Here is a 24401-nt window from a genome sequence, read left to right as displayed (position 1 = left end):
TTCACGTCCATACTATTTTGCAAGAGAAGCGGTTCTATAAAAGGCAATCGCTATAAAGAATACCATGAAAATCAGAATTCCCTTTTCTTCTTTCCTTAAAAGCCTTCTTCTGCTGTGCGCGTTAGGTGTTTTCACGCAAACCGCCCGTGCCCAGCAAGTCACCCTGATAGATAATATTGTGGCGAAGGTAGGAAGCCACATCATTCTGCGCTCTGAACTGGAGTTCCAGCACGCCAACGCGGTAAGCCAGGGTTACAAGTCTGCTAATCTGCGTTGCGAGATTCTGCGCTCTTTGGTGCAGAACAAACTGTTGCTGGCCCGTGCCGAGGTGGACTCTGTGATTGTGGAGGAATCTACCCTTAACAATGAACTGGAAGGCCGTCTCAGCAATTTCGTGGCCCAGATTGGCAGTGAGGAAAAGCTGGAGGAGTACTACAAGAAACCTATGAACGAGATCAGAAGTGATCTTAAGCGCAGCCTTCGGGAGCAGCTCACTACCCAGAAAATGGAGCGGGAGATTGCCGGCAAAATCAAGGTAACGCCAAAAGAGGTTCAGCAGTATTTCAACCGTATTCCCCATGACAGCTTGCCCTATTTCTCCACGGAGGTAGAGGTAGGCCAGATTGTAAAAATCGCCCAGATTGGTAACGCCCAGAAACAGGCAGCCCGTGAGCAGTTAGAAGCCATTAGAAAACGCATATTAGCCGGCGAGGATTTTGCCACTCTGGCCAAGCAGTACTCCCAGGACCCTGGTTCGGGCGCCGCCGGTGGCGTGCTGGGCTTCTTCAAAAAACGGGAATTGGTACCAGAGTATGAGGCAGCTGCCCTTAAACTGCAACCCGGGGAGACCTCACCGGTGATTGAGTCTATGTTCGGGTTCCACATCATTCAGTTGCTGGAGCGCCGCGGCGAAGAATTCAACACCCGTCACATCCTTATCAAACCCGCCACTGCCCAGGTAGACCTGCAGCAGACCACTGCGCTCTTAGACAGCATTAGAAACCTTATCCAGAAAGACAGTACCTCGTTTGCTAAGGCGGCCAAAGACTTCTCAGATGATATGTCTACCAAAGGAAACGGCGGCATGATCACGCTACCCGGCAGCCCAACCACCGAAATTCCGGTAGACAAGCTGGACCCAGCCATCTTCTTTGTGACAGATACGTTAAAGGTGGGGGATATCAGCAGACCGCTGCCCTACCGCATGGAAGACGGCAAGGAAGCCATGCGCATCGTTTACCTTAAATCAAAGACTCCTCCGCATCAGGCCAACATGAAAGACGATTACCAGAAGATCGCGGCCGCGGCGCTGAGTGAGAAAAGGAACAGGGCCATCTCAGACTGGTTTGAGAAGAACAAAGACACCGTTTTTGTAGACCTGGCCCCCGAATTCAAGTCCTGCAATTTAGACGACTAAACCGCTCTCTATGCCTCCTTTTGCCTCTGACAGAGAAGCCGCAGATGCCCTGCATCAGGCCTACAAGCGCCTGACCGCTGAAATTTCTCAAACCATTATTGGCCAGGAGGAAGTAGTGAAGCTGGTGCTCACGGCCGTTTTCTGTCAGGGCCACTGTCTGTTGGTAGGGGTCCCTGGGTTGGCCAAGACCCTCCTTATCCAGACCATTGCCAATTCCCTAGACCTTACCTTTAACCGGGTACAGTTCACTCCAGACTTAATGCCCTCAGATATTCTGGGCTCTGAGACCCTGGACCAGAACCGCCAGTTCCAGTTTGTGAAAGGCCCTGTGTTTGCCAACATTGTACTGGCAGATGAGATCAACCGCACGCCCCCTAAAACCCAGGCTGCGTTGCTGGAGGCCATGCAGGAATACTCCGTGACCGTGGCCGGGCACCATTACAAACTCCCTAGGCCCTTCTTTGTACTGGCCACCCAGAACCCTATTGAGCAGGAAGGCACGTATCCGTTACCGGAGGCCCAGCTGGACCGCTTTATGTTTCACGTGGCTCTCTCCTACCCCAGTTACCAGGCCGAGCTGCAGATTGTCAAAAACACCACCGGCGACTTCCAGCACAAACCCACCGTTATCCTGCATGCCGAGGAGATCTCTGCCTTCCAGCAGCTGGTGCGCCGCGTACCTGTCACCGATAACGTGGTGGAATACGCCGTAAGCCTGGTACACAAAACCCGCCCTAACACAGACATGGCTGGCCCGCAGGCTACCCAGTACCTGGAGTGGGGTGCCGGTCCCCGGGCCTCGCAGCACCTGATCATGGGGGCCAAATGTAACGCCCTTATCAGAGGCAAATACTCGCCAGACATAGAAGACGTGCAGGCCGTGGCCACACCCATTCTACGCCACCGTCTGGTGCGAAACTTCAAGGCTGAGGCCGAAGGCGTTTCTGTAGAGCAGATTATCCAGGGGCTTTTATAAGCTGTTTTGAGCCTGTTTTCGCAAAAACAGGCTCAAAACAGAAAATTCTCCCTTCGCGGACACCCAATACCTATAACTTTTTTCAGTAAAATCAGTTCACGTGATACCTATTGTCAGGGAGCGATTCCGTTCCATTTGGTTTTCAAATGAAGTGATGCCATGCGCCAAGTAATTGCTATTGTAGGAGCAGGATTCAGTGGGACCATGGTGGCCGTGCACTTGCTCCGGCAACAGCAGACACCCGTGCATGTGGTACTCTTGAATGAGGGTTACCCCACAGGCAAAGGCGTGGCCTACTCCCCTAACACAGATCTCTTTTTGCTGAATGTGTATGCCGGTCGCATGAGCGCCTTTCCAGACCAGCCCCACCACTTTGTGGATTGGTTACGCCAACAACCTGCGTATGCGGCCACGCCTCCAGACGAGTTGGAAAAGACCTTCATGCCCAGAAAAGTCTACGGCCAGTACCTGGAAGAGCAGCTCACCCAGGCCCTGGCCCAGCCGGCCGGGCAAAACACGGCCCAGGTACTACATCAGCGCGTGGTGGACCTCCAGCATACAAAAAAGGCAGAATTCCCCTATCAGCTGCAACTACAGGATGGGCAACAGATTCCTGCGCACAAGGTGGTGCTGGCCCTGGGCAATTTCCAGCCTTCGCCGCTGCGCGGCACCAGCCCGCAACTGGCACCACCCCTGTATTACCATAACCCCTGGAAGCCCGAGGCCTGGCAAAACCTTCCGCCCAAGGCCCACCTGCTTCTTATTGGCACCGGGCTTACCAGCATTGATATTATTCTGGCCTTGCGCTCTGAGGGGTTTACGGGCACCATTACCGCTATCTCTTCCAATGGCTACCTTCCTTACCCGTACCGCAGCTCGGCGCATGACCTGGAGTTCAGCGTGCAGATTGCCGGGGCTTCTTCTCTGCGCCAGGTGGTAGGTCTGTTCAAGAAAGCGCTGCAAGAGAAAGGGGCTGAGCACTGGGAGCCTTTGATCAATGGGGTACGCAGCCAAACCCAGGCGCTGTGGCAACGCTTTTCAGACGCAGACAAAAAGCGGTTCAGCCAGAAGCTGGGCTCCCTGTGGGCAGTGGCGCGGCACCGGCTTCCGCCACAGGTACACGCCAAAATTAAGCAGGCCATGCAAGACGGTTTTTTACAGATCATGCCGGGCCGCATTCAGCAACTGCAGGTGCAAGACACCCAGGTGGAAGTGCAGCTAACCTCCCAAGGCCAGTACCAGATAGTGCTGGCGGACCGCGTGGTTAACTGTACCGGCCCCCAACTACAGTATGCCGCCTTGCCAGACCCGCTGGTGCAGTCCATGCTGGCACAAGAACTGCTCCTGCCTCACCCCATGGGCATGGGCCTGCGCGCCGATAAGCATTACCGCGTGCTGCAAGCCAACGGGCAACCCTGTCCGGGTCTTTTCACACTGGGGGCGGCCTTGCGCGGCGAACTCTGGGAATCTAACGCTGTTCCAGAACTCCGGGAACAGGCCCAGGCCCTGAGCCAGGAAATTTTGCACCTGTTTTAGGCCTGTTTTTCAGAAAACAGGCCTAAAACAGAAAGCCTTTGCACTGGCAGATAACACCAAGTGGTGAAAAAGAGTAACGCATTGTGTACTTTTGCCCCTGATTCCTTTAAAACCAAACTTGCATGGAAGCCGCAGCCCTTTACCAACGCTTTGAACAAAACCTGGAAACCATCTTCTCCTACATCAAAAAAGGACTGGATGTACGCACCACGCCCTATGAGATCACCATGCCGCTAGAGGTGAATCTGCTTTGCGATGTATTATCCCATGGCGGGTTGCCTTGTAAAGTAACCAAACCCGGTTTTGAGTCGCTGGTAGAGTTCCATGACCTGTACATGCGCGAAGGAAAGCAGGTGCAGGACGTATTGCACAAGATCCTGGAAAACAAGCGGGCCTACCTGCGTACCCCTGAAGGCACCGTGCTGCTGAAAGAGCAACTTATTAGACGGCTGGAGTACTTCAATGAGATTGCCCACTCTATGGAGGTGATTGCCCGCCTGCAGCAGCTGCACAGCCCACTGCAATACAATTATCCGTTCCTCAACCAATAGCCTGGCGGAGTTTGCCCCTGGGCTTACCTTCCCTTGTATAAAAAATCGCCGGCCCTATCTTTTAAAGATAAGGCCGGCGATTCTGCTTTATATATGGGGAATGATGCGCTAAGGCTGGTTATACCCCAACACGTGCACCTTTACCTGCTGGCCGCTGTCTCTGGGGCTTCTGAACGTGACCCAGGCTTTCATGGTGCTTTCATGGGGGGCTAAAGGGAACAGGGCCTGGGCGGTCTCCAGCTCCTGCCCTTGCACAACCAGGGCCACTTCCACCTGAATATTTTCGGCGGCCTGGTCACCATAGTTCCTGAGCTCCAGGCGGTAGATGTTCTGGTCCTGCCGGCCCGGCTCTGGTTGAATGGCCACCTTCAGGTCTGGTGGGCTATCTTTATAGGTGAAGGACTTTAGCGCCAGGTATCCCAGCAAGGCCAGAATCAGGAGGAAACTCGCCCCGAAGACAGACCACTCAAGCAGATTTTTTTTCATGATCTTCTTTATATTCCTGGTCAAACAAGAACCTGCCCGCCGAGGCGCCCAAAGAGGAGACCACGGCTAACACCACCGTCATCGCCAGGCAAAACTCCAGGCCCGCATCATTAAACCGCCCTGAAAACCACAGCGCACCCGCAGACACGCAGAAAGCGGTGGCGTAGGTAATGCTCACGCTCCAGAGCAGTTCCATCAGCTTGGGTTTTTCATTGGCCGGGGTCTCATATGTGCCTCTAAACCCAATGTAGAAAAGCACCAGCGTACACAGTCCCAGAGAGGCCAGAAACATGAGCAGCAATTGCAGGGGAGTCACAGAGGCGGCAATTATTACCACTTCGTCGGTGGGTGATATATTGGCTGCGAACAGCATACCGGCACAGGTGGCCAGCAGCACGGCTTCCAGGGTAGAGGCTTGCTTAGGCCCCAGGGATCGGCTCTCAGACGCTGACTCTGATTCCTTACTTTCCTCCTCTTCTTCCTCCCCAGAGGTGCCCAATTGGGCCGTACCCACAGACACGCCAATGGCTACGGTCATGGCCTCTACCACCACCTTGTACACTATCCGCTCCAGGGGCATCTGCTCAAAATCAATGCGACCTAAAAGCCATAGCAGAAGAAAGGATAACACCAGGCCAATCCCTAATTCCTCCACAGAGTCAATAGCCACTTCTTTCCAGGAGGCAGATGGCCTAAGGCCGGCATAGGTGTTGTAGGCCAGCAGCAGCACAAAAGTGACCAAAATATACAGCACCAGTTGCCACGGCACTATATGAAAGCTGGTCCACCACACCTCCATGGTATAGAGCATGGGCAGACTGAAGAGCAAGCCTCCAATAATACCCCGGCCGTATTCCTGCAATGACTCTGCTATGGTTCTTTCCTGCATGTGCTTTTAAACTAAGTGCTTAACGGCAAACCCGAAGCCAGAGTTTATCTACCCCCTGCTAAAACCACTTAGCCAACGCCAGTAGAAATACGGAGCACCTATAATATGGGAAATACTGAGACAAAAACCAGAAATTGGCGCACCTGCGCCGGGCCTGCCTCGTACACATTATCCAGACGAATTAGAACTTTATGCGGCAACTATCTTCTTCCACGGCTGCCCACACAGAGCTTTCCACCGCCCGGCTTATCCTTAAGCCCTACGGCCCCGGCATGGCCCAGGAATTCTGGCAGCTGCTGGACCAAAACCGCGCCCGCCTGAAATCAGATTTCCCAGACCGTACCACTGCCGTGCAGACCCTGAAAGATGCCGAACGCCGCCTCAGGCTCATAGCCCTGCAACTGCGGGCCGGCGACCTCTACAGCTTTGGCATCTGGCGCCAGGAAGAACAAGATTACATTGGGGATATCACCCTCAGGCGCCTGGCCCGCGGAAAGCTTTTTGCCGAGGTGGGCTACTACTTAAGCGAAGCAGCCGAAGGGAAGGGCTATGCCACCGAGGCCCTGAAGGCCGTGCTGCGCTACGCGTTTCAGGTGCTACGCATGGACTGCGTGAACGTGCGCTGCGCGGAGGGCAATGACCGGAGCATGCGTGTGGCGGAGCGCTGCGGTTTTTCGTATTCCAGAACCTATACGCCTGTGGTACAGGAAGCCCCAGACCTTCCTTCGCGCCCCATAAAGGTGTACCGGCTCCTGCGCCATGACCATAAAGCAGCCCAGCTGTGGTAGGCGTTTTAAAGCCGTTTTTCAGAAAACAGACCCAAAACGGGGTTATCTCTTTTTGGGCCGGGCCAGGAAGAAATCAGAGTTGAAGTTAAGGTAAAGGCTGTTGGAGAACTCCAGCTTGGGGTGGTCCAGGTCATAGTAAGGCTCCAGCCGAAGGGTCAGGTCCAGACCGTCCATGAGTTTTATGTCATGCATGAGCCGCAGAATGAGCAGCTGCCGGTTTTTCTGGGTATAGTCTGCCGTCTTGAAGTTAGAGGAAACCGACGGAAACAGCTTGCCCCCAAGCTCTGAGTAATAGCCGTTGCCGCGCCAGTAGCTCAGCATCACGTTTTGGTATTTGGTATCTACGCCTGCGTTCAGGTACAGCCCCCCGCCTTGTTGAAAGGCCCGGTTCTTTTCATTGGAGAAATCCTTCCAACCCACCACGTACGGCTGAAAATGTAATGCCTTGAGTACTTTCTTGCCGTAGGTTTTGCGCAGCACCAAACCCGCCGCCGCGTTGGCCAACGTGACTAGGGGCAGGTTGGTGTCATCTATCTGACCGCCGCGGTGCTGGGCCGTGAACTGCAGCGGCAAACCAATGTAGGTTTCCGTTTTAGAGGTGTTTTCAGAAAAACCCAGCGAAACCGGCGTGCGGTAGAGCGTGATCTCTGAAGACACGCCCCCGGCCACTTCTTCCTGGAACGGGTCCAGGCGCCGCAGATAGCGCTGCCAGTCAATCCAGACGTCTACTTTGGCCCCGGGCTTGTTCAGCAGGAACTGCAGGCCGTTTTCCAGGCGGTTGGTGATCACGCGCTCAAAGTCATATAGGGGCTCAATATAGCCGTGGTTCAGGTGGCCTTCCAGCGTACCCAGGAGCAGGGCCTTGCCGTTTTCCTCGTAGCGCAGCGTGAAGGTGGGCTGCACCAGGGAGTATTTTTTGGTCCCGAAGTCTTTCTGCACCTGTACACCAACGTCTAGCCGCACCGTGGGCGAGGCATGGTAAATAAGCCGGGGGTTAAGATGGTATCCAAACAGCGTGTAGCCTTCGGCGATGTCATTGAAATACTCGTTGTTTTTCTGGTAGCCCAGCACGTTCAGGCCCAGCTGCAGCTCGCCGGTCTGGTCTGGTTTTACCGGCCTCCGGGTTTCAAAGGCGGTATTGCTTAGTTGGGCAAAGCCCGATAGACTCAGGAAAAAGGCGCCTGTCGCCAGTAATAGCCACTTCTTAGGCATAGAACAAGGTTTGCGTTGCCGCTATGAAAACTCACGAAAAGGTATCTGCCTCTGCCAACCGCTATTGCCCTAAACCGAAAGGTAGGCAAAAACGGGTTTAAAAGGAACGCCCTTAAAATCTTGGGAAATACCTGCCCTGCCTGTAACTAAAACGCGGGAAATGTTGTTGCAAGAGAAGAGAGAAAAAGAGACTTGGAGGGCAAAGATTGCTACAACTACCTGCTTCTCTTCCCTTTACCTTTTTGCTATTTTTAATAGCACTTGGGGATAAAAAATAACTAAAAAAAATAGTAATTCTTGGCACAAATCCGGTACTTTGGGTGTTTCCTTTATACGCCTCCGGAATGAGTCTGGAAAGCAGCTGAAACGCCGCGGCAAGCGTTTGCAGATTGGCTCAGGAAGTTGTAAATTCAACAAATTAAAAGCAAAGAAAACACAAACATGAGTGTACAAAGCGAGAAATTAAAAGCGCTCCAACTTACCATCGACAAGCTGGACAAAACCTATGGTAAAGGTACTGTCATGAAGCTGAATGATACGCAGGTAGTGGACGTCCCCGCCATTTCTACTGGTTCACTGGGCCTAGACATTGCCCTGGGGATTGGTGGTCTTCCCCGCGGACGGGTGGTAGAGATTTACGGACCAGAATCGTCCGGTAAAACTACCCTTACCATGCACTGCATAGCCGAGGCCCAGAAAAAAGGTGGTATTGCCGCGTTTATTGACGCTGAGCACGCTTTTGACAAAGCATACGCAGAGAAATTAGGCATTGACACAGAGAACCTGCTCATTGCGCAGCCAGACAACGGGGAGCAAGCCCTGGAGATCGCTGACCATTTGATCAGCTCTGGTGCCATTGACATCATTGTGATTGACTCCGTAGCCGCGCTGGTGCCTAAAGGCGAACTGGAAGGCGACATGGGTGACAGCAAAATGGGTCTTCAGGCACGCTTGATGTCTCAGGCCTTACGTAAACTGACCGGTACCATCAACAAAACAGGTTGCTTGTGTATCTTCATTAACCAGTTGCGTGAGAAGATTGGGGTGATGTTTGGTAACCCAGAAACCACTACCGGTGGTAACGCCCTTAAATTCTACGCTTCGGTTCGTCTGGACATCCGCCGTATTGGGCAGATCAAAGAAGGCCCGGACAGCATTACCGGTAACCGCACCAAAGTAAAAGTGGTGAAAAACAAGGTGGCACCTCCGTTCAAAGTAGTGGAGTTTGACATCATGTACGGCGAGGGTATCTCCAAGGTAGGTGAGATCCTGGATCTTGGGGTGGAGCTGAGCGTAGTGCAGAAATCTGGTTCATGGTTCTCTTACAACGGTGACCGTTTAGGTCAGGGCCGTGATGCCGTGAAACAGTTCCTGCTGGACAACGAGGAGCTCATGCAAGAGATTGAAGACAAAATCCGGGCAATTGTGAAAGGCGAGCCAGAGAAAGTGGCGGCCGTTCTGGAAGACACCGGAGAATAATTACTCATATAATTTCTACAAAACGGCACCTTTTAAGGTGCCGTTTCTGTTTAAGTTGAGTTCCTCCTGAAAAAACATTAATTTGTACACGTTCCTTTCTCCGTTAGGTTTGGTACGACATTTGAATGGCCTCAGGAATATTGGAAAGACTGGCTTATGCGTGTAAAACATCAACTACTACTTCTTATACCCTTGTTAGGATTGGTCTTGAGCGGCTTTGCCATCAATGACACCATGCGTACCGTGAAAAACGAGAGCTTCGGCACCGGCGAGGTGCTCCAATACAAAGTGCACTACGGCGTCATTAATGCCGGCGAGGCCACCATTCAGGTATCTCCTAGCCTGCACCGCATCAACAACCGGCCTACCTTCCAGACCACTGTGTCTGGCAAGACCACCGGCTCCTTTGACTTCTTCCACCGCGTGCGCGACACCTGGACCTCTTACATAGACACCGCCTCCCTGCTCCCGCTGCGGTTTCACCGTAACATTGAGGAAGGCAACTACCGGCGCAAGGAAACCACTGACTTTGACCACATCAGTAACAAGGTCATTGTCAATGACAGCCGCAAGAACCAGAAGAACGTGACCCATAAGGTGCCAGACAATGTGCAGGACATGGTGAGCGGCTTCTATTACCTGCGCGCCCTTAACCTGGATGATTTCCGGAATGGCCAAACCATCAGGGTACAGGGCTTTCTGGGCGATGAAGTCTTTGACATGAACATTACCTACCGCGGCGTGGCTACCGTAGAAACCAAAGCGGGCAAGATAAAAGCCCACCGCCTGGTACCGCGCATGCCCTCTAACAAATTGTTTGACGGCGAAGACGCCATCACGGTCTACCTCTCTGATGACGTGAACAAAGTACCGGTTATGTTTGAAGCGAAAATGTTTGTGGGTGCCATAAAAGTAGACCTTTACAAGTACTCTGGCCTGCAAGGTAAACTGAATGTGGTGCGGTAATTGCTTCTAAACCAAAGAACACTTACCCTAACCCTTGCCCTATGAGAAAAACCTACCTTTTCGCGCTGGCCCTTGCTGTCTTCTTTCTAATCGCTGGCAAGAGCACCGCCAAGAATTACGGCACCAATCCTCCTGTGCAGGATTTCAGCCCCGCCTTTTCCATCACTAAATCTGGTATAAGCCTTTTGCTTTCCCAGAAAGGCACTATCATCACCTACGTGATCAATGGCCAGGGTACCTTGTCTTATGACGCGCAGCAAAGAATTGAGCAGGTAAACAACCTGGAGGTTTCTTATGACTTGCAGGGCAGAATAAGCAAAGTAGGGAACGCTGAAATTTCATACGATAGCCACGGCCGCATGAATGGAATTGGAGACGATGACATAGACTATGACTTATCTGGCAGAATCAGAAAAATAGGCACGACAGAAATTTCCTATCACTTCGCCACCGGCAATATTGAGCGGATTAAGGGCTGACCTTGAACCTCAAGACTAAGACAGGAAACCCTGAAAAGCTTTATTGGCCTTTCAGGGTTTCCTGTTTCTGGGCCATTTCTGTACAGCCTGTCCCCTAACCGTTTACATTTTGCAGGGCCAGGTTTTCGGGGCGGGCGTAAAAACAACACATAACATTCTGGTAACATGCAATGTGTATCTTTGGCCTGTCAATAAGAGATTTCCTTTGGTTTTATAATCCTTACTAACCGCCTTCTTTATGCAGACACCGGCTAAATACAAGATTCTGGTAGTAGATGATGACCCAGACATTGTAGAATTATTGCAATACAACCTGGAGAAAGAGGGCTATGAGGTAGCGCACGGCGAAAACGGGCAGAAAGCCCTGGACATTGCCCGGAAATTCAACCCAGACATTATCCTGCTGGATGTGATGATGCCCGTCATGGACGGCATTACCGCCTGCCGGCACCTGCGGGAAAACCCCAAGTTCAAAGACACCCACATTCTGTTTTTGACCGCCCGCAGTGAGGAGTTTTCTGAGGTAGCCGCCTTTGAGGCTGGGGCCGATGACTTTATTGTGAAGCCCATAAAACCCCGGGCGCTTATAAGCCGGTTGGCGGCCTTCAAGCGCCGCGACACCAGCCAGACCCCTGAACAAGTGGCTACCATTGAGATTGGCGACCTGCGTATTGACCGCACCAGTTTCAACGTTACCAAAGGAGAGCAGAAAATCACGCTACCCAAGAAAGAGTTTGAGTTGCTGGCGTTTCTGGCGGCCACCCCCAACAAGGTGTTCAGCCGTGATGAATTGCTTAATAACGTGTGGGGCAATGACGTGTTTGTGATTCCGCGTACGGTAGATGTGCACATTAGAAAGGTACGTGAGAAAATAGGCGAAGACCAGATAAAGACTATTAAAGGCGTTGGCTACAAATTCAACACAGACTAAGCCTGAAGGCTACAAAGTAAGGCTCAGCTCCCAGGGTATTGCCATTCTCATCTCGGTACTGGTGGCCGGTATCATAGCCGCCTACCTGTTTATTTCGCCCCAGTTGGGGTTCAAGCAACAGGTACTGGCCCTGGCGCTTACCTTCTCGGCGTGCTTTCTGCTGGTATACTTCTCCTATGAGGCCCTGATCTTTAAGGAAATCAACAACATTTACGCCGGCATGGAGCAGTTCAAGCGCCAGGATTTCAAGCGCATGAGCAACAAATTCCTATTTAGGTCAGACCCGCTCAAGCGCATTAAAGATGAGATTTACCTCATGGCGGAGCGCAACCAGAAGGAGATTGAGGAGCTCAAGCGCCTGCAGGCCATGCGCCGCGAATTCCTGGCCGATGTCTCCCATGAACTCAAGACCCCCATCTTCGCGGCCCAAGGCTTTATCCATACCCTCCTGGACGGGGCCATGGATGATGAGCGCGTGCGCGACAAGTTCCTGCAGAAAGCCGCCAAAAGCCTGGACAGCCTTGACACCCTGGTGCAGGACCTGATCACCATCACCCAGCTGGAGAACGGCGTAATTCAGATGAAAACCGCTCCCTTTGACATAAATGACCTGGCCCAGGAAGTGTTTGAGCAGTTGGAGAAGAAAGCCCAGTCCAGGAACATGACGCTCCACTTGCTCAACCCACCTAAAGAGACCCACCTGGTGCTAGGGGACAGAAGCCGCATTAAGCAGGTGCTGATTAATTTCATGGACAATGCCATTAAATACGGAACGGCCAACGGCAACATCTGGGTTTCGCTCCAAGATACCCGCAAGAAGACCGCGGTTACCGTGCGGGACGATGGCCCGGGTATTCCTAAAGAACACCTTTCGCGCATTTTTGAGCGTTTTTACCGCATTGACAAAAGCCGCTCCCGCGATACCTCTGGCGGCGGTTCTGGTCTGGGGCTGGCCATTGCCAAACACATTCTGGAGGCCCATAAATCTACCATTGCCATTAGAAGTGAGGTAGGCCAAGGCACCACGCTCCGGTTTAAGTTATCAAAGGCGCCATCCGCTTCCGGTCATTTCGCCCCGAAGGCCCTCTAAACAGATACCCCAAATAATTTAGGTAAATTGCGGCAGATTTAGGATTGTTGTCTGTTTTAAGCCTGTTTTTACAAAAACGGCCGCAAAACAGACCGGCAGACCCGGCTTCACGTACCTGTATTTATGAAATTACCCGCTTTCCGCGACCTTATAATTTTTGAGAACGAAGACTTTATCGTGGTCAACAAGCCCCCGTTCCTGTCTACCCTGGAAGACCGTTCTTTCAACGCCACTAACCTTCTCACCCTGGCCCGCCAGTATCATGACGATGCCCAGGCCTGCCATCGTTTGGACAAGGAGACCTCGGGCTGTCTGGCCATCGCCAAGAACCCCGAAGCGTACCGACACCTTTCCATGCAGTTTGAGAACCGCCAGGTACAGAAGATTTACCACGCCGTGGCCTGGGGCAGCCATGAGTTCCAGGACCTACTGGTGGACCGCGCCATCCAGCCCGGCCTGAAAGGCATTGCCAAACTCGCCTACAAAGGAAAACCTGCCCAGACCTACTTCACCACCCTGGAGAAATACGGCCGCCATACCCTGCTGGAATGCCGTCCTATCACCGGCCGTATGCACCAAATCAGGCTGCACTTAATGTTCCTGAAAGCCCCAATTGTGCAGGACGTGATGTACGGTGGCGAGCCCCTGTACCTTTCCAGTCTCAAGCGCAAGTTTAACCTGGCCAAAGACACCGAGGAACAACCTGTCATCAAACGCTTCGCCCTGCATTCTTCCCAATTAGGCTTTACCTTGTTGAACGGCGAACTTATCTTGGTTACTGCAGAATACCCTAAGGATTTTGAGGTATTGGTGAAACTGTTGAGAAAGAACGGGTAATCTGGTTGGAGACGGAGAGCAGTAAATGCATTTTAGGCCTGTTTTTGTAAAAGCAGGCTCAAAATAGTTGGGTTAATCTGCAAGAGTGGTCATCCCCCTACCCCCTTCAAAGGGGGACGATATGCTTGGGTGAGGCCCTGGGTCCAAGTTGAAAACTTGAACCAGGGAGATATCTGCTGATGTAAACACCCCTCTTCAGAGCTGCGCTCGCTGCCTCGAACTCTCGTTCGGGCAATCCTCAAGGGGAGAGTCTGCGTTTAGTAAAGGGTTATTGCGGATTGTGAGGCAATAGTGCGTTCTGAGCCTGTTTTCGAGAAAACGTGTCGAAAACACCAACAACCTCTTACACTAATTACCTTCCCACGCATTCCCGCCGTTCCAGTCTTTACCTCGAGCGCCTCGCTTGTGGCCCTGCAGGGGCTTAACTAAAAGATAACTGCAACTCGGCCGCAAGGGCAGTGCGAGGGGGAAAGACGGGGCCCCGCGGCCGTGAGCGCTCGGAGGGAAACCATGCAACAACCAGGCATAAGGACTTAAGGCTAAAGCAGACGCCACGCCAGCAGCAGGCGGAAAGGCGTGCACAAGTTTATAACTAGGGGCAGTCTGGGTCATCGGCCCCTATAAACACCAACGGCGTCAGAAAAACAACCAACACGGCAGGGCTATTAATAACGGCACTAGCCTCAATAACAGAGGAAGAAAATAGCCAACAGCCGCTTCCCTTCTGAAATCATATGATTTTCAAGGGAATAATCTAAACTGGAGGTTGCACCTGCAAAAAATTACTCCTATCTTTGTGACCATTTTTCAAAGTAGAGATACTTTATTTTTTCACCCATTAACCATTTACAATGGACCATTTAAGTTATAAGACGCTATCAGTTAATAAGGCGGCCGCAAATAGAGGCTGGGTAGTGATAGACGCCGGAGACTCAACCCTTGGCCGTGTGGCCTCTCAGATTGCCATGATTCTTCGCGGCAAAAACAAGCCTTCTTTCACTCCTAACGCTGACTGCGGCGATAGCGTGATCGTGATCAATGCGGACAAAGTTCGTATGACCGGTAAGAAGTGGGATAAGAAAACCTTCGTGACACACACTGGATACCCAGGTGGTCAGCGCACGTTTACTCCCCGTGAGTTGAAAGCCAAATCTTCTACTTTATTAGTAGAGCGTGCGGTAAGAGGTATGTTGCCAAGAACCCGTCTGGGCCGTGAGCAATTCAGAAACCTGTTTGTGTACCCAGGTGTGGAGCATCCGCATGAGGCGCAACAGCCAGTTCAAGTAAAACTTACAAAATAATAATCTAGACATATTTAATGGAAATTCTCAATACATCTGGTAGAAGAAAAACCTCGGTGGCGCGCATTTACATGACGTCAGGGCAAGGGAATATCACTATTAACGATAGAGATATCAAGGAATACTTCCCTAGTGAAGTATTGCAAACCATCGTTCAGCAGCCATTGTCGCTGATTGACGCGGTTGGCAAATACGACATCAAGGCGAATATCAAAGGCGGTGGCGTTGCCGGTCAGGCAGAAGCCCTTCGTTTGGCTATCACCAAGGCTTTGGTGGAAGAAAACGCTGAGACCCGTCCAGCCCTGAAAAAAGAAGGTTTCTTAACGCGTGACCCCCGTATGGTGGAGCGTAAGAAATTCGGTAAGCGCAAAGCCCGTCGTTCCTTCCAGTTCTCTAAACGTTAATATTTTATCAGCTGTAAAAATATCATGGCTAATACCACATATAAAGAATTACTGGACGCCGGTGTACACTTTGGTCACCTTACCAGAAAATGGGATCCTAAAATGGCTCCATACATTTTCATGGAGAAAAACGGTATCCACATTATTGACCTGAACAAAACCTTGGTTTCCCTGGATGAGGCTATCTCCGCTATTAAGCAGATTGCTAAGTCTGGCCGCAAGATTTTGTTTGTCGCCACTAAAAAACAAGCCCAGGACATAGTAGCAGAAGAGGCCAAGCGCCTGAAGATGCCTTATGTGACTGACCGTTGGTTGGGTGGTATGTTGACTAACTTCCAGACTGTTCGTAAGTCTTTGAAGAAAATGTCAACTATTGACAAAATGGTAAAAGAAAACACTGCGTACGCCGCCATGGCAAAGCGTGAGCGTTTGATGTTGTCTCGTGAGCGTGAGAAACTTGACCGTGTGTTAGGTGGTATCTCTGACCTGTCTCGTCTCCCAGCTGCTTTGTTCATTGTAGACGTGAAGCGTGAGTCTATCGCTATCAAAGAAGCCCAAAAGCTGAACTTGCCCGTATTTGCGATTGTAGATACTAACTCTAACCCAGAGTTGGTAGACTTCCCAATCCCGGCAAATGATGATGCTTCTAAATCTATCGCGTTGATCACTTCCTTGATTGGCAAAGCCATTGAAGAAGGTCTTTCTGAGCGTAAGGTTGACAAAGAAGATTCTGACAGAAAACGTTCAGAAGAAGAAGGCATCCAGGAGAAAATTGAGGCTGAATAAGCTTCTCATCTCTTAAGCGCACTGTAAAGGAAACTGAACATTAGGAAGCATAGCCACTAGTGTTCAGTTTCTTTTTAACGCAAACGGTGCCGCTTTCCCTTAAGCCGCACCCTCCTATTGAATCTTATTATCCGTATTTCTTAATAAAAGAACAATGGCTATTACAGCACAAGATGTAAACAGACTTCGTCAGGAAACTGGCGCAGGTATGATGGATTGCAAAAAAGCCCTTACCGAGGCGAATGGTGATTTTGAAACCGCCAAAGATATTCTCCGCAAGCAAGGTCAGAAGATTGCCAGCAAGCGTGCTGACAATGCCACTTCTGAAGGCGCGGTGTTAACCAACGTAAACGCAGACGGTACCGTAGGGAAAGTGGTAGCACTTGCCTGCGAAACTGAGCCTGTATCTAAAGTAGAAGACTTCAAAAACCTGGCGCAAACCGTTCTGGCTGCTGCCGTTGCCAACACCTCTGGCTCTAAAGAAGACTTACTGGCTACGCTTCAGGCAGATGGCCGTTCGCTGCAAGACCACATCACTGACCTGATGGGTAAGATTGGCGAGAAAATTGACGTAGTTTCTTATGAGACTATCAAAGCTGAGAAAGTAGTAGCCTACAACCACTCTAATGGTAAATTAGGGGTATTGGTTGGTTTGACCAATACTGGCGGCAAAGAAGTATCTGACCTGGGCAAAGACGTAGCCATGCAAATTGCTGCTATGAAACCAATTGCCGTTGACAAAGACGGAGTTGATGCCAACACCATCCAGCGTGAAATTGAGATTGGAAAAGAGCAGGCCCGTGCCGAAGGCAAGCCAGAAGAAATGCTGGAGAAAATTGCCCAAGGCAAGCTGAACAAATTCTACAAAGAAAGCACCCTGTTGAACCAAGAGTTTGTGAAGGATCCTTCCTTGACTATTGCCAAGTTGCTGGACAACGCCAACAAAGGCATGACGGTAACTGAGTTCAAGCGTGTTGCTATTGGATAAGTAATCCTGCTTACAACAGTACCTATAATAAGAAACCCCGCGGTCAACACCGCGGGGTTTCTTATTATAGGGCAATGCCTACAGGTATCAGGTTGTTTGTTATCTCCAGCGATATACAGCTTCTGCCTTATCCAAAGGCCACCTTTAGTAAGACAGAGAAAGTTAGATCATTTGGCTAAGTACACCTCTACGTACGCGGAAAGGCAGGAAACTTTCGCCATGAGCGTCGGCCACGCCGCTCTAGTCTGCTTCTAGAAATTATAAGAAGCTTGGGCTACTGAAAAATTGTCAGAAGGATGAGGCTTTTCAGAGGCAGAAGGTTGGTTGCCAGACTTGGCAGCGTTCTTATTCTTCAATTGCTCTTTTCTCAATCTTTTCTCAGCTGAGATGTAACTTAGAAAGGTGGCTTTTTCTTTCATGGCTTTGAAATTTATTGGTTTACAAACAAACTTTATAAATAAACTATTCTAAAAGTGGCACTACAATCTACTGCAATCTAAAAAGGATGATAAAGGCCAAAAGAGGGATTATCTGCCAGAAACACTTTTACTAAAAACTTATAGGTCAACGTGTTAACAAACAGAAATTTCATATCCAAAACCATCTTTTGGTCTCAGTGGTGTCTTATAAAATTCAAATAAGCCAAATCACCTTAAATATGATCCAAAATCTACAGGAGCCGAGTATTTATGTACCGAACTTACAGAATTTTATTTAAATATTTTACTAATTTTTTATATTCTACCTAAATAATCAAAGATTACTTAAAAGTAAGTAGTTAGGTAGTAGAGGGGGGATTGTTACAAAGGTAAGCTTTTTTAAAACAGTAAAGTTCAAGTTTTTATTCGCTAGATGTAATAAGAACTGATATTTAACATTTGGCAAGCCGAGCGCTACTAACCTGCCCAAAAAGTTTAAAGAATTCCCTCAGGAATAGGATGAACTATCAAATGATGGCATTGGAAAATAATACCTACAGCCCCTCTCCTCCTATCTCGGTTTCTCCTTAAAAGGCTCGCCCTCACCGCTATACCTTAAGTATAGCAGTGAGGGCGAGCTCGGTTGTTTAATTTCTAATCTCCTTTTAGTGCTACCTCCTTTATAGTTAATACTATCTGGTAAGAAGGAATAGCTTTAATCTACGTCATACTTCTTCACGAACGCCTGCCCGGCCACATCATCTTGTCTGATGAAAGGCCTGATGATAATACGGGTTCCGTTCTCATAGGTAAAGAACTTATAAACCCAGTTACTCAAAACCACCAGTTTGTTCCTAAACCCAATCAGATAATAGATATGGACAAAGAGCCAGGCAATCCAGGCAATAAAACCGCTAAGGTGCAGGTTCTTGGGTAAATCTGCCACCGCCCGGTTACGTCCAATAATAGCCAGTGAGCCTTTGTCAAAATACTCAAACGGCTCCAGAGATTCCTTCCTGAGGATGCGATAGAGGTTCTTGGCTAAATGCCTTCCCTGTTGGATAGCGGGCTGCGCTACACCCGGGTGGCCTTTCGGGAATTTCTCAGACCGCATGAGCGCAATATCTCCAATGGCAAAAATATCTGGGAAGCCTACCACCTGGTTATATTGGTTCACCAGGTACCTGCCCCGCTCACTTGCTTCGGGCGGAAGCCCGGGAATCTGGGCCCCAGAAACGCCTGCCGCCCATATTAAAGTATTGGTTTTGATCTGCTCTCCTCCTTTAAAGGTAACTGTCTGGCCGTCATAAGACTCCACCAACGTATTAAGCTTTAGCACGATGCCAATCTCCTCCAGGTATTCACGGGTCTTCTGGCTTGATTTGGGGTCCATGGGTGGCAACACGCGGTCCATGCCTTCTACCAATAGAATGTTCATCTTACTGAAATCCATGCCAGGGTAATCATTGGGCAATACGTGCCGGCGCATTTCTGCCAAGGCACCCGCCAGTTCTACCCCGGTAGGCCCGCCGCCCACAATCACAAAGTTCAGGAGGCTTTGGCGAAGCTCTGGGTCTGTGATCATATTAGCCTGTTCAAAAGACTGAAGCAGTTGGCTTCTAAGATTCAGGGCCTCAGGTATTTCCTTCAACGGAAAGGCGTATTTCTTTATCTGTTCATTGCCAAAATAGTTGGGCTTGGTGCCGGTGGCTATAACTAAAAAATCATAGGAGATATCGCCCACTACCGTAGAAACCGTCTTGGTAACCGGGTTAATGCCCGTCACGCGCACCTGCCGGAAATGAAAGTCCTCATACTCCTTGTCAAATAGCTTCCGTAAGGGCTCCGCAATGGCATCGGGTTCCAGTCCGGCGGTAGCCACCTGGTAAAGCAGGGGCCAGAAGCCGTGGTAATTCTGGCGGTCAAACATGACCACCTGAAATTCTTTCCCCTTAAGTTTTTTTGTCAAATTCACTCCTCCAAATCCGCCTCCAATGATCACCACGCGGGGCTTGGTGGTATCTGGTATGTTTAGGGTAAGTTCGTTTACTTGAATCATAGTGCGTAGGTAGAAAATAATACACGCCCCTGCCCGGCAGGTGCGTACCTGGTTTGCTTACTTATACTGTGTTTTTGGTATATAAGATTTTCTATTCCGCACTGCCCACAGGTCCAGCCCAGTTCAGAAACAAACAAGAGGCGTTTAGGGCCTGTTTTTAAGAAAACAGGCCCTAAACGCCTCTTGGCTCCTCTACTTATAAATGTGTTCCCTCTTTACCTATGGAAGCTTTCGCCCACGAACCGGAGTACTTCTGGGAGGGCTGTCCGCCAATAGGTCCAGGTATGGCCGCCGTCACGCACCCTGAATTCATGCGGCACTTTCTTGTCTATCATAGCGGAGTGCAGGGCCATGTTACCTTTGATCAGAAAGTCATCATCGCCGCAGTCAATGTAAAAGCGTATTTTTTTAAGTGACTCCAAGGGAGTAGTTTCCACCAGTTTCAGGACCGAGTTTTGGTACCAGTGCGCATTCAGGCGCGACTCTCCGGAAGGGTTAGGCCCAAAAATATTGCCGAAAAACCGATTAAAGGAGGCGTCTTCCATGCTTTTGAAATGGTCATCTGTCCAGACGGCGGCACTGAGGGGCGCAGCGGCGGCAAAAAGCGAAGGGTGTTTCAACGCCATGAGCAGAGCCCCGTATCCGCCCATGGAAAGCCCGGCAATAGCCCTGAACTCTTTGGCGTTTCGGGTTCTGAACTTGCCGTCAATGTGCGGGATGAACTCCTGGGTAAAGAAATCTTCATACCGCACTTTCCCGTCCTGGCTGTTCAGGTACCAGGTTACCCCCGCATCTGGCATGACAATAATCATTGGCGGAACCTCACCAGTCTGCATCATGCGCCCCGCAATTAGGTGGGCTTCCCCAAACTGCGCCCAACCGGTTTCATCATCAGAGTACCCATGCAGCAAATAGAGGACCGGATACCGCCGGTTAGAGTGATCATAATCGGCGGGTAGGTACACCGAGTAGGCCACCTCCTGGCCCAGTAATTTACTTTTGGTGATCAGGCTCTCTTTCAAAGTACCCAACTGGGCCGAGGCCTGCCAGGAAATTAGCAGACCCAGAAGAACTAGAATTTTGAGCATAACGTGCGAACGGTTTACGGGTTAGACAAGGGAGTACCGCAAGTGCCCGCCCCTGTTTGGTTATACCACTTAGGTAGCAGCAGTATTCTTAGCCGTTGCAAAGGTAATGGAAAGGACTTCTTCCCAAAGCAAGGTGCCAGGCATTTGCGTTTTGAGCCTATTTTATGAAAAACAGGCCTAAAACGCCTTCAGCTTTGACAACAGCTAAAAAGAAAGTAGAGGAAGGATAGGCCCAAGAGTCGGGCAGGAAAAAGGAAAACGGCCACAATTCAAGAAGGCGTAGCCCAGGGCCAAAACCAGGAAGTCAAGAAAGAAAAAGAAGGGATACTGGTTCTAGGACCGCCGCGGAATGTTCTTCTGCTCCAATTCTGCCAAAGATTCCTCCAGCCATTTCACGGCATCTTGCTCGGTCATGAAGGCTTTTCTCCGGATAACGGGATTATCCAGGGTCACCGCCGAAAGAGAGGCTCCTTCTGTGAGGCGCTGCATTTGGCGGGGGGTCAATAACCAGGCCACCACCAACTGGGACGCTACCTGCTCAATGGCTTTGGGATAGAATTCATGGGTAAGCCAGTCACTCTCCTGTTGGGTAATTTCCCCTTTAGACCTACAATCCAGCAGCCAGGAGTTGGCGCTGTTTTCTTTGGCCAACGCCAGAATGGCCAGGCAGTTTATCTTAAACTCTGTGAAAGTGACAGGCTGTTGCCAACGGATAATGACCGTTTGCATATCTGCCCGATAGGAAATCTTTATATGTTTGCTTAATCCTATCTGCATATAGCTGTAAGAGACATGCACCGCAACCCCAATTAACGGCACCGTGAATTATAGAATAGTCACTTGTTGTCTGTCTTGCATTGAAAGTAGGACAAGGTTTTTGCTTTTGCAAGTTCTCCCAGGCATTTTCCATAGGCTGGGAGAAAAATAAGTATAAATACGGATTACTCCCTAGAAATCGTGACGGCGGCGGGCCTCATGCAGGTTTTTACGCATGGCCAGAAACAGCTCAATGCTTGCCTCCAGGAAAGGCTCGTCCAACCATTTTTTCACTTCTTCATCCCCTCCCGTTACTTCCATCTCACTTACTTTGTAAGTCTGTTCAAATGGGCCCAACTCCAGTTTAAGCAGGTACTTGTCGTTCCAGGAAAGCAGGGTGATCTTTATTTCAGGATGGGGAATATCAGCGACAATACGCATGGGCTAATAGGGAAAATTGGTAAAAGAAAAAGACAAAGATAACAGGACCTACGCATGGGCGAATAACCAATAAAGCAGTTTTAGGGGCGTTTTTTCAAAAACAGCCCTAAACTACATCTCTATGCCCATCTGCCGCATGAGCTGGCTGGCGTTAAAGCTCTGGCAGATGCCTGGCCGCAGGGTATAGTCAAAGCGCAGTTGCCCGTCTTCAAAGTAACTGTTGAAACTGAAGTTCTCCACCGAACCCGGCAACTCCTGTTCCATATTGCCCAGTTCCAGGTCATGGGTAGACACAAACCCCGCCGCCTGCCGCTGATGCAGCTGCCTGATCAGGGCCATGGCCCCCTCATGCCGGTCATGGGAATTGGTGCCCTTCAGGATCTCATCCAGGAAGAAATACACAGGCTGCCCCGTGGCCGTCAGGTCTATGAGAATCTTCAGGCGTTTGAGTTCGGCGTAGAAGGAAGAGGTGTTCTCGGCCAGGTTGTCTTCGGTGCGCATGCTGGTATAGACCAGCGCTGGATAAACAGCCAGCTTCCGGGCGCAGACGGCCGCCCCGGTAAACGCCAGCACCATGTTCACCCCTACTGCCCGCAGAAAGGTACTCTTACCCGACATGTTGGACCCCGTAATCAAAACCGTGTGCCCCGCCCCCTGAAAGGAAATGCTATTAGCCTTGCGGCTGGCGCTGAAGATAAGCGGGTGGCTTACCTCCTGGGCCTCAAACAGGAAAGGTTCCTGGCTGATGTGCGGCACGGCGTAGTCTGGGTTGGCAAACTGATAAGCCGCCAGGCTGGCCAGGGCCTCAAACTCGGCGGCGGCGTTCAAAACCTGGCCAATGCTGCCAGACATAGAGCGTTTCCAGCGTTCCAGGCGCCACATCCAGATAAAGTCCCACATGAGCACGTGGTTGAGGATAAAGTTGAGGTAGGTGTTAAGGCGGGCCGATAAGTACTGAATGATGGAAGCCAGTTGCCGCACGTGCTCAGAGGCAGGTTTGGCGTCTATGTTCAGCTCCTGCTGCAGCTGCCGGGCCCGCGCGCTCTGGAAAGACCGGCCCTCAATGTGCACCAGCATGTCTGTGTAACTGCGCAGGGTCTCATACATGCCGCTGCTTTCCTCATAATACTCATCGCGCTGGCGCTGGAATTTCACCGCCACCAGAAACTGTACCACCACCAATGCCAGGAACGGGTAATGCGAGTGGCCTTCTATCCAGTATACAAGGGCCGCCAGCGTAAGCAAAGGCAGCAGAAACGTAGCTACAACCAGCCAGGCTTTGCCCTTGAAAAAATTGGGTTGGCGCAGCCAAAGTAAAAAGGGCTGGGGTAGTTGCTGGGTTTTGCGGTGGTGGTGCATGGCGCGGGCCTGCAGGTTCTGGCGCCATTCAAGATCGGGCACCAGCTCGGCCACGGCTTCCTGGCGGGCCAAAATCTCCGGGGCCGGGGCCGGGGTTTTCAGCCATTCGGCTAGGCGCTGCTGGCCTAAAAGGGTCACGGCCCGGTTGAGCAACTGAAAGAGGGAATTATGCCCGAAAACATCCAGGTCGGCGGCGTAGTAATGGCTGGGCTCCTCAAACTGGGCACCGTTGGGCAGGTCTTTCAAATCGCCTTGGAGCCGTTCCTGCTCGGCGCGGTTGATCAGGCCCAGGTACAGTTGGTGCTTGCGGGCGTATTCAATCTTGTTGTGCCAATGGATAAGGGCCGCAAAAATGAAATACCCACCAAAAAGCACCGAGAGCCCGGCTATGGCATGCCCGTAATACAACAAGGCAGCGCCACCTACCGCAGCCCCTACAAAAAAAGCAAGGCGCAGCCAACCCACCCAGCGGTAAGTAAGGGCTTGCCGTTCTTCGGCGGCGAAAAAGCGCTGCTGGCGCTCAGCAAACAGCAACTCTGGGGTATTTTGCATAGAAGTAGTAAGGGCGGAAAAGCTTCAAAAAAGGTAGACAAAGTAGGGCTCTCTGGCTGGGTACGTTAGGTTCTGTTTCGGGGCCATTTTCCTAAAAACACCCTCAAAACAGAAAGTCTCTCTTATTTAGAGGCAAACCTACGGAAGTTATTGCGGCACGGCACTAATTTTCACCTAGATAGTGGCAATGCACTTGAGTTCAATGGCAATGGGCGTAGGCAGGGCATTTACCCCTACCGTGGTACGACAGGGCTGGCAGTCTTTGAAATACTCGGCGTACAGCCGGTTGTAGGTCTGGAAATCTGCCTTCATGTTGGTCAGGAACACGGTCACGTCCACCAGGTTTTCCCAGGCAGAGCCGGCCTCCTCCAGAATGGTCCGTACGTTTTTGAACACTGAGTGGCACTGCGCCTCTATGTCATAGCTTGCAATGTGGCCATCTGCATCCAGGGTGACGCCGGGAATCTGTTGCTCGCCTTTCACCCTGGGCCCCACGCCTGAGAGAAACAGCAGGTTGCCTACCTTGCGGGCATGCGGGTACAAGCCCACCGGGGCAGGCGCCTGGGAGGCATGAATAGGGGAATTGGGTATATTTTCCATGGCAGCACGTT

General features: G+C 50.9%; 24 protein-coding genes. 15 read left to right on the top strand and 9 right to left on the bottom strand.

Annotated elements, in window-relative coordinates; genetic code table 11:
* Positions 1–64: 64 nt before the first annotated feature.
* The 4 genes from ACYVJQ_RS03515 to ACYVJQ_RS03500 all read left to right on the top strand — a co-directional run bounded on the left by ACYVJQ_RS03515 (position 65) and on the right by ACYVJQ_RS03500 (position 4480).
* Positions 65–1417, top strand: coding sequence for a peptidylprolyl isomerase (locus tag ACYVJQ_RS03515; protein WP_460891673.1), 1353 nt, complete (start codon positions 65–67; stop codon positions 1415–1417).
* A gap of 10 nt (positions 1418–1427) precedes the next feature.
* Positions 1428–2393 carry an AAA family ATPase gene (locus ACYVJQ_RS03510; protein WP_460891672.1) on the top strand — a complete coding sequence of 322 codons (966 nt, stop codon included), beginning with the start codon at positions 1428–1430 and terminating at the stop codon, positions 2391–2393.
* A 159-nt stretch (positions 2394–2552) separates the two neighbouring features.
* A complete protein-coding gene (locus tag ACYVJQ_RS03505) occupies positions 2553–3929 on the top strand; it encodes an FAD/NAD(P)-binding protein (RefSeq protein ID WP_460891671.1) in 1377 nt (458 codons plus the stop codon).
* Between the two features lie 122 nt (positions 3930–4051).
* Positions 4052–4480 (top strand): hypothetical protein, encoded by a 429-nt coding sequence (locus tag ACYVJQ_RS03500; RefSeq protein ID WP_460891670.1) that lies wholly within the window; start codon positions 4052–4054, stop codon positions 4478–4480.
* Between the two features lie 108 nt (positions 4481–4588).
* On the opposite strand, the gene ACYVJQ_RS03495 is transcribed toward ACYVJQ_RS03500, so the two are convergent.
* Both ACYVJQ_RS03495 and ACYVJQ_RS03490 read right to left on the bottom strand, forming a co-directional pair.
* Positions 4589–4966 (bottom strand): hypothetical protein, encoded by a 378-nt coding sequence (locus ACYVJQ_RS03495; protein WP_460891669.1) that lies wholly within the window; start codon positions 4964–4966, stop codon positions 4589–4591.
* Complete coding sequence (locus tag ACYVJQ_RS03490; RefSeq protein ID WP_460891668.1) at positions 4947–5855, bottom strand: TIGR02587 family membrane protein; 909 nt, start codon at positions 5853–5855, stop codon at positions 4947–4949. The genes ACYVJQ_RS03495 and ACYVJQ_RS03490 overlap by 20 nt, the downstream gene beginning before the upstream one ends.
* Before the next feature lie 191 nt (positions 5856–6046).
* Here ACYVJQ_RS03490 and ACYVJQ_RS03485 point away from each other — a divergent pair, with 191 nt between their 5' ends.
* On the top strand, positions 6047–6643 hold the full coding sequence (locus tag ACYVJQ_RS03485; RefSeq protein WP_460891667.1) for a GNAT family N-acetyltransferase: 597 nt from the start codon (positions 6047–6049) through the stop codon (positions 6641–6643).
* Positions 6644–6685: 42 nt separating this feature from the next.
* On the opposite strand, the gene ACYVJQ_RS03480 is transcribed toward ACYVJQ_RS03485, so the two are convergent.
* Positions 6686–7855: a hypothetical protein gene (locus tag ACYVJQ_RS03480; RefSeq protein ID WP_460891666.1), complete on the bottom strand. Its 1170-nt coding sequence runs from the start codon at positions 7853–7855 to the stop codon at positions 6686–6688.
* Positions 7856–8296: 441 nt separating this feature from the next.
* Here ACYVJQ_RS03480 and recA point away from each other — a divergent pair, with 441 nt between their 5' ends.
* From recA to tsf, 10 genes are all read left to right on the top strand, one after another.
* Complete coding sequence (gene recA / locus ACYVJQ_RS03475; protein WP_460891665.1) at positions 8297–9334, top strand: recombinase RecA; 1038 nt, start codon at positions 8297–8299, stop codon at positions 9332–9334.
* A 156-nt stretch (positions 9335–9490) separates the two neighbouring features.
* Positions 9491–10300, top strand: coding sequence for a DUF3108 domain-containing protein (locus ACYVJQ_RS03470; RefSeq protein WP_460891664.1), 810 nt, complete (start codon positions 9491–9493; stop codon positions 10298–10300).
* Between the two features lie 41 nt (positions 10301–10341).
* Positions 10342–10779 carry a hypothetical protein gene (locus ACYVJQ_RS03465; protein ID WP_460891663.1) on the top strand — a complete coding sequence of 146 codons (438 nt, stop codon included), beginning with the start codon at positions 10342–10344 and terminating at the stop codon, positions 10777–10779.
* A gap of 238 nt (positions 10780–11017) precedes the next feature.
* Positions 11018–11710, top strand: coding sequence for a response regulator transcription factor (locus tag ACYVJQ_RS03460; RefSeq protein WP_460891662.1), 693 nt, complete (start codon positions 11018–11020; stop codon positions 11708–11710).
* On the top strand, positions 11685–12800 hold the full coding sequence (locus ACYVJQ_RS03455) for a sensor histidine kinase (RefSeq protein ID WP_460891661.1): 1116 nt from the start codon (positions 11685–11687) through the stop codon (positions 12798–12800). The genes ACYVJQ_RS03460 and ACYVJQ_RS03455 overlap by 26 nt, the downstream gene beginning before the upstream one ends.
* Positions 12801–12923: 123 nt before the next feature.
* Positions 12924–13637, top strand: a complete 714-nt coding sequence (locus tag ACYVJQ_RS03450) for an RluA family pseudouridine synthase (protein WP_460891660.1) — start codon at positions 12924–12926, stop codon at positions 13635–13637.
* A gap of 851 nt (positions 13638–14488) precedes the next feature.
* Positions 14489–14938, top strand: coding sequence for a 50S ribosomal protein L13 (gene rplM / locus ACYVJQ_RS03445; protein ID WP_460891659.1), 450 nt, complete (start codon positions 14489–14491; stop codon positions 14936–14938).
* Positions 14939–14955: 17 nt separating this feature from the next.
* On the top strand, positions 14956–15342 hold the full coding sequence (gene rpsI / locus ACYVJQ_RS03440; protein ID WP_048919361.1) for a 30S ribosomal protein S9: 387 nt from the start codon (positions 14956–14958) through the stop codon (positions 15340–15342).
* Positions 15343–15366: 24 nt separating this feature from the next.
* Positions 15367–16128, top strand: coding sequence for a 30S ribosomal protein S2 (rpsB, locus tag ACYVJQ_RS03435; RefSeq protein WP_460891658.1), 762 nt, complete (start codon positions 15367–15369; stop codon positions 16126–16128).
* Positions 16129–16282: 154 nt separating this feature from the next.
* On the top strand, positions 16283–17116 hold the full coding sequence (tsf, locus tag ACYVJQ_RS03430) for a translation elongation factor Ts (protein ID WP_460891657.1): 834 nt from the start codon (positions 16283–16285) through the stop codon (positions 17114–17116).
* A 1134-nt stretch (positions 17117–18250) separates the two neighbouring features.
* On the opposite strand, the gene ACYVJQ_RS03425 is transcribed toward tsf, so the two are convergent.
* From ACYVJQ_RS03425 to ACYVJQ_RS03400, 6 genes are all read right to left on the bottom strand, one after another.
* Positions 18251–19594: an NAD(P)/FAD-dependent oxidoreductase gene (locus ACYVJQ_RS03425; protein WP_460891656.1), complete on the bottom strand. Its 1344-nt coding sequence runs from the start codon at positions 19592–19594 to the stop codon at positions 18251–18253.
* A 215-nt stretch (positions 19595–19809) separates the two neighbouring features.
* Complete coding sequence (locus ACYVJQ_RS03420; protein WP_460891655.1) at positions 19810–20682, bottom strand: alpha/beta hydrolase; 873 nt, start codon at positions 20680–20682, stop codon at positions 19810–19812.
* Between the two features lie 333 nt (positions 20683–21015).
* On the bottom strand, positions 21016–21459 hold the full coding sequence (locus tag ACYVJQ_RS03415; protein WP_460891654.1) for a hypothetical protein: 444 nt from the start codon (positions 21457–21459) through the stop codon (positions 21016–21018).
* 171 nt (positions 21460–21630) lie between these two features.
* Positions 21631–21879 (bottom strand): hypothetical protein, encoded by a 249-nt coding sequence (locus ACYVJQ_RS03410; RefSeq protein ID WP_460891653.1) that lies wholly within the window; start codon positions 21877–21879, stop codon positions 21631–21633.
* Between the two features lie 111 nt (positions 21880–21990).
* Positions 21991–23790: a MutS-related protein gene (locus ACYVJQ_RS03405; protein ID WP_460891652.1), complete on the bottom strand. Its 1800-nt coding sequence runs from the start codon at positions 23788–23790 to the stop codon at positions 21991–21993.
* A 174-nt stretch (positions 23791–23964) separates the two neighbouring features.
* Entirely contained in the window at positions 23965–24390 is a 426-nt protein-coding gene (locus ACYVJQ_RS03400) for a RidA family protein (protein WP_460891651.1), read from the bottom strand.
* Between the last annotated feature and the right edge of the window lie 11 nt (positions 24391–24401).

It is taken from the genome of Rufibacter soli, assembly GCF_054781795.1.
Note: the sequence above shows the minus strand (reverse complement) of the source record. Positions and strands in the feature narration are given on the sequence as shown.

Coding starts and splice junctions, on each gene's coding strand:
- rpsI (WP_048919361.1), top strand. CDS start 14,956: ATGGAAATTCTCAATACATCTGGTAGAAGAAAAACCTCGGTGGCGCGC.
- ACYVJQ_RS03490 (WP_460891668.1), bottom strand. CDS start 5,855: ATGCAGGAAAGAACCATAGCAGAGTCATTGCAGGAATACGGCCGGGGT.
- tsf (WP_460891657.1), top strand. CDS start 16,283: ATGGCTATTACAGCACAAGATGTAAACAGACTTCGTCAGGAAACTGGC.
- ACYVJQ_RS03470 (WP_460891664.1), top strand. CDS start 9,491: ATGCGTGTAAAACATCAACTACTACTTCTTATACCCTTGTTAGGATTG.
- ACYVJQ_RS03505 (WP_460891671.1), top strand. CDS start 2,553: ATGCGCCAAGTAATTGCTATTGTAGGAGCAGGATTCAGTGGGACCATG.
- ACYVJQ_RS03400 (WP_460891651.1), bottom strand. CDS start 24,390: ATGGAAAATATACCCAATTCCCCTATTCATGCCTCCCAGGCGCCTGCC.
- ACYVJQ_RS03460 (WP_460891662.1), top strand. CDS start 11,018: ATGCAGACACCGGCTAAATACAAGATTCTGGTAGTAGATGATGACCCA.
- ACYVJQ_RS03450 (WP_460891660.1), top strand. CDS start 12,924: ATGAAATTACCCGCTTTCCGCGACCTTATAATTTTTGAGAACGAAGAC.
- ACYVJQ_RS03415 (WP_460891654.1), bottom strand. CDS start 21,459: ATGCAGATAGGATTAAGCAAACATATAAAGATTTCCTATCGGGCAGAT.
- ACYVJQ_RS03485 (WP_460891667.1), top strand. CDS start 6,047: ATGCGGCAACTATCTTCTTCCACGGCTGCCCACACAGAGCTTTCCACC.
- rplM (WP_460891659.1), top strand. CDS start 14,489: ATGGACCATTTAAGTTATAAGACGCTATCAGTTAATAAGGCGGCCGCA.
- ACYVJQ_RS03500 (WP_460891670.1), top strand. CDS start 4,052: ATGGAAGCCGCAGCCCTTTACCAACGCTTTGAACAAAACCTGGAAACC.
- ACYVJQ_RS03495 (WP_460891669.1), bottom strand. CDS start 4,966: ATGAAAAAAAATCTGCTTGAGTGGTCTGTCTTCGGGGCGAGTTTCCTC.
- rpsB (WP_460891658.1), top strand. CDS start 15,367: ATGGCTAATACCACATATAAAGAATTACTGGACGCCGGTGTACACTTT.
- ACYVJQ_RS03405 (WP_460891652.1), bottom strand. CDS start 23,790: ATGCAAAATACCCCAGAGTTGCTGTTTGCTGAGCGCCAGCAGCGCTTT.
- ACYVJQ_RS03420 (WP_460891655.1), bottom strand. CDS start 20,682: ATGCTCAAAATTCTAGTTCTTCTGGGTCTGCTAATTTCCTGGCAGGCC.
- ACYVJQ_RS03480 (WP_460891666.1), bottom strand. CDS start 7,855: ATGCCTAAGAAGTGGCTATTACTGGCGACAGGCGCCTTTTTCCTGAGT.
- recA (WP_460891665.1), top strand. CDS start 8,297: ATGAGTGTACAAAGCGAGAAATTAAAAGCGCTCCAACTTACCATCGAC.
- ACYVJQ_RS03410 (WP_460891653.1), bottom strand. CDS start 21,879: ATGCGTATTGTCGCTGATATTCCCCATCCTGAAATAAAGATCACCCTG.
- ACYVJQ_RS03425 (WP_460891656.1), bottom strand. CDS start 19,594: ATGATTCAAGTAAACGAACTTACCCTAAACATACCAGATACCACCAAG.
- ACYVJQ_RS03465 (WP_460891663.1), top strand. CDS start 10,342: ATGAGAAAAACCTACCTTTTCGCGCTGGCCCTTGCTGTCTTCTTTCTA.
- ACYVJQ_RS03515 (WP_460891673.1), top strand. CDS start 65: ATGAAAATCAGAATTCCCTTTTCTTCTTTCCTTAAAAGCCTTCTTCTG.
- ACYVJQ_RS03510 (WP_460891672.1), top strand. CDS start 1,428: ATGCCTCCTTTTGCCTCTGACAGAGAAGCCGCAGATGCCCTGCATCAG.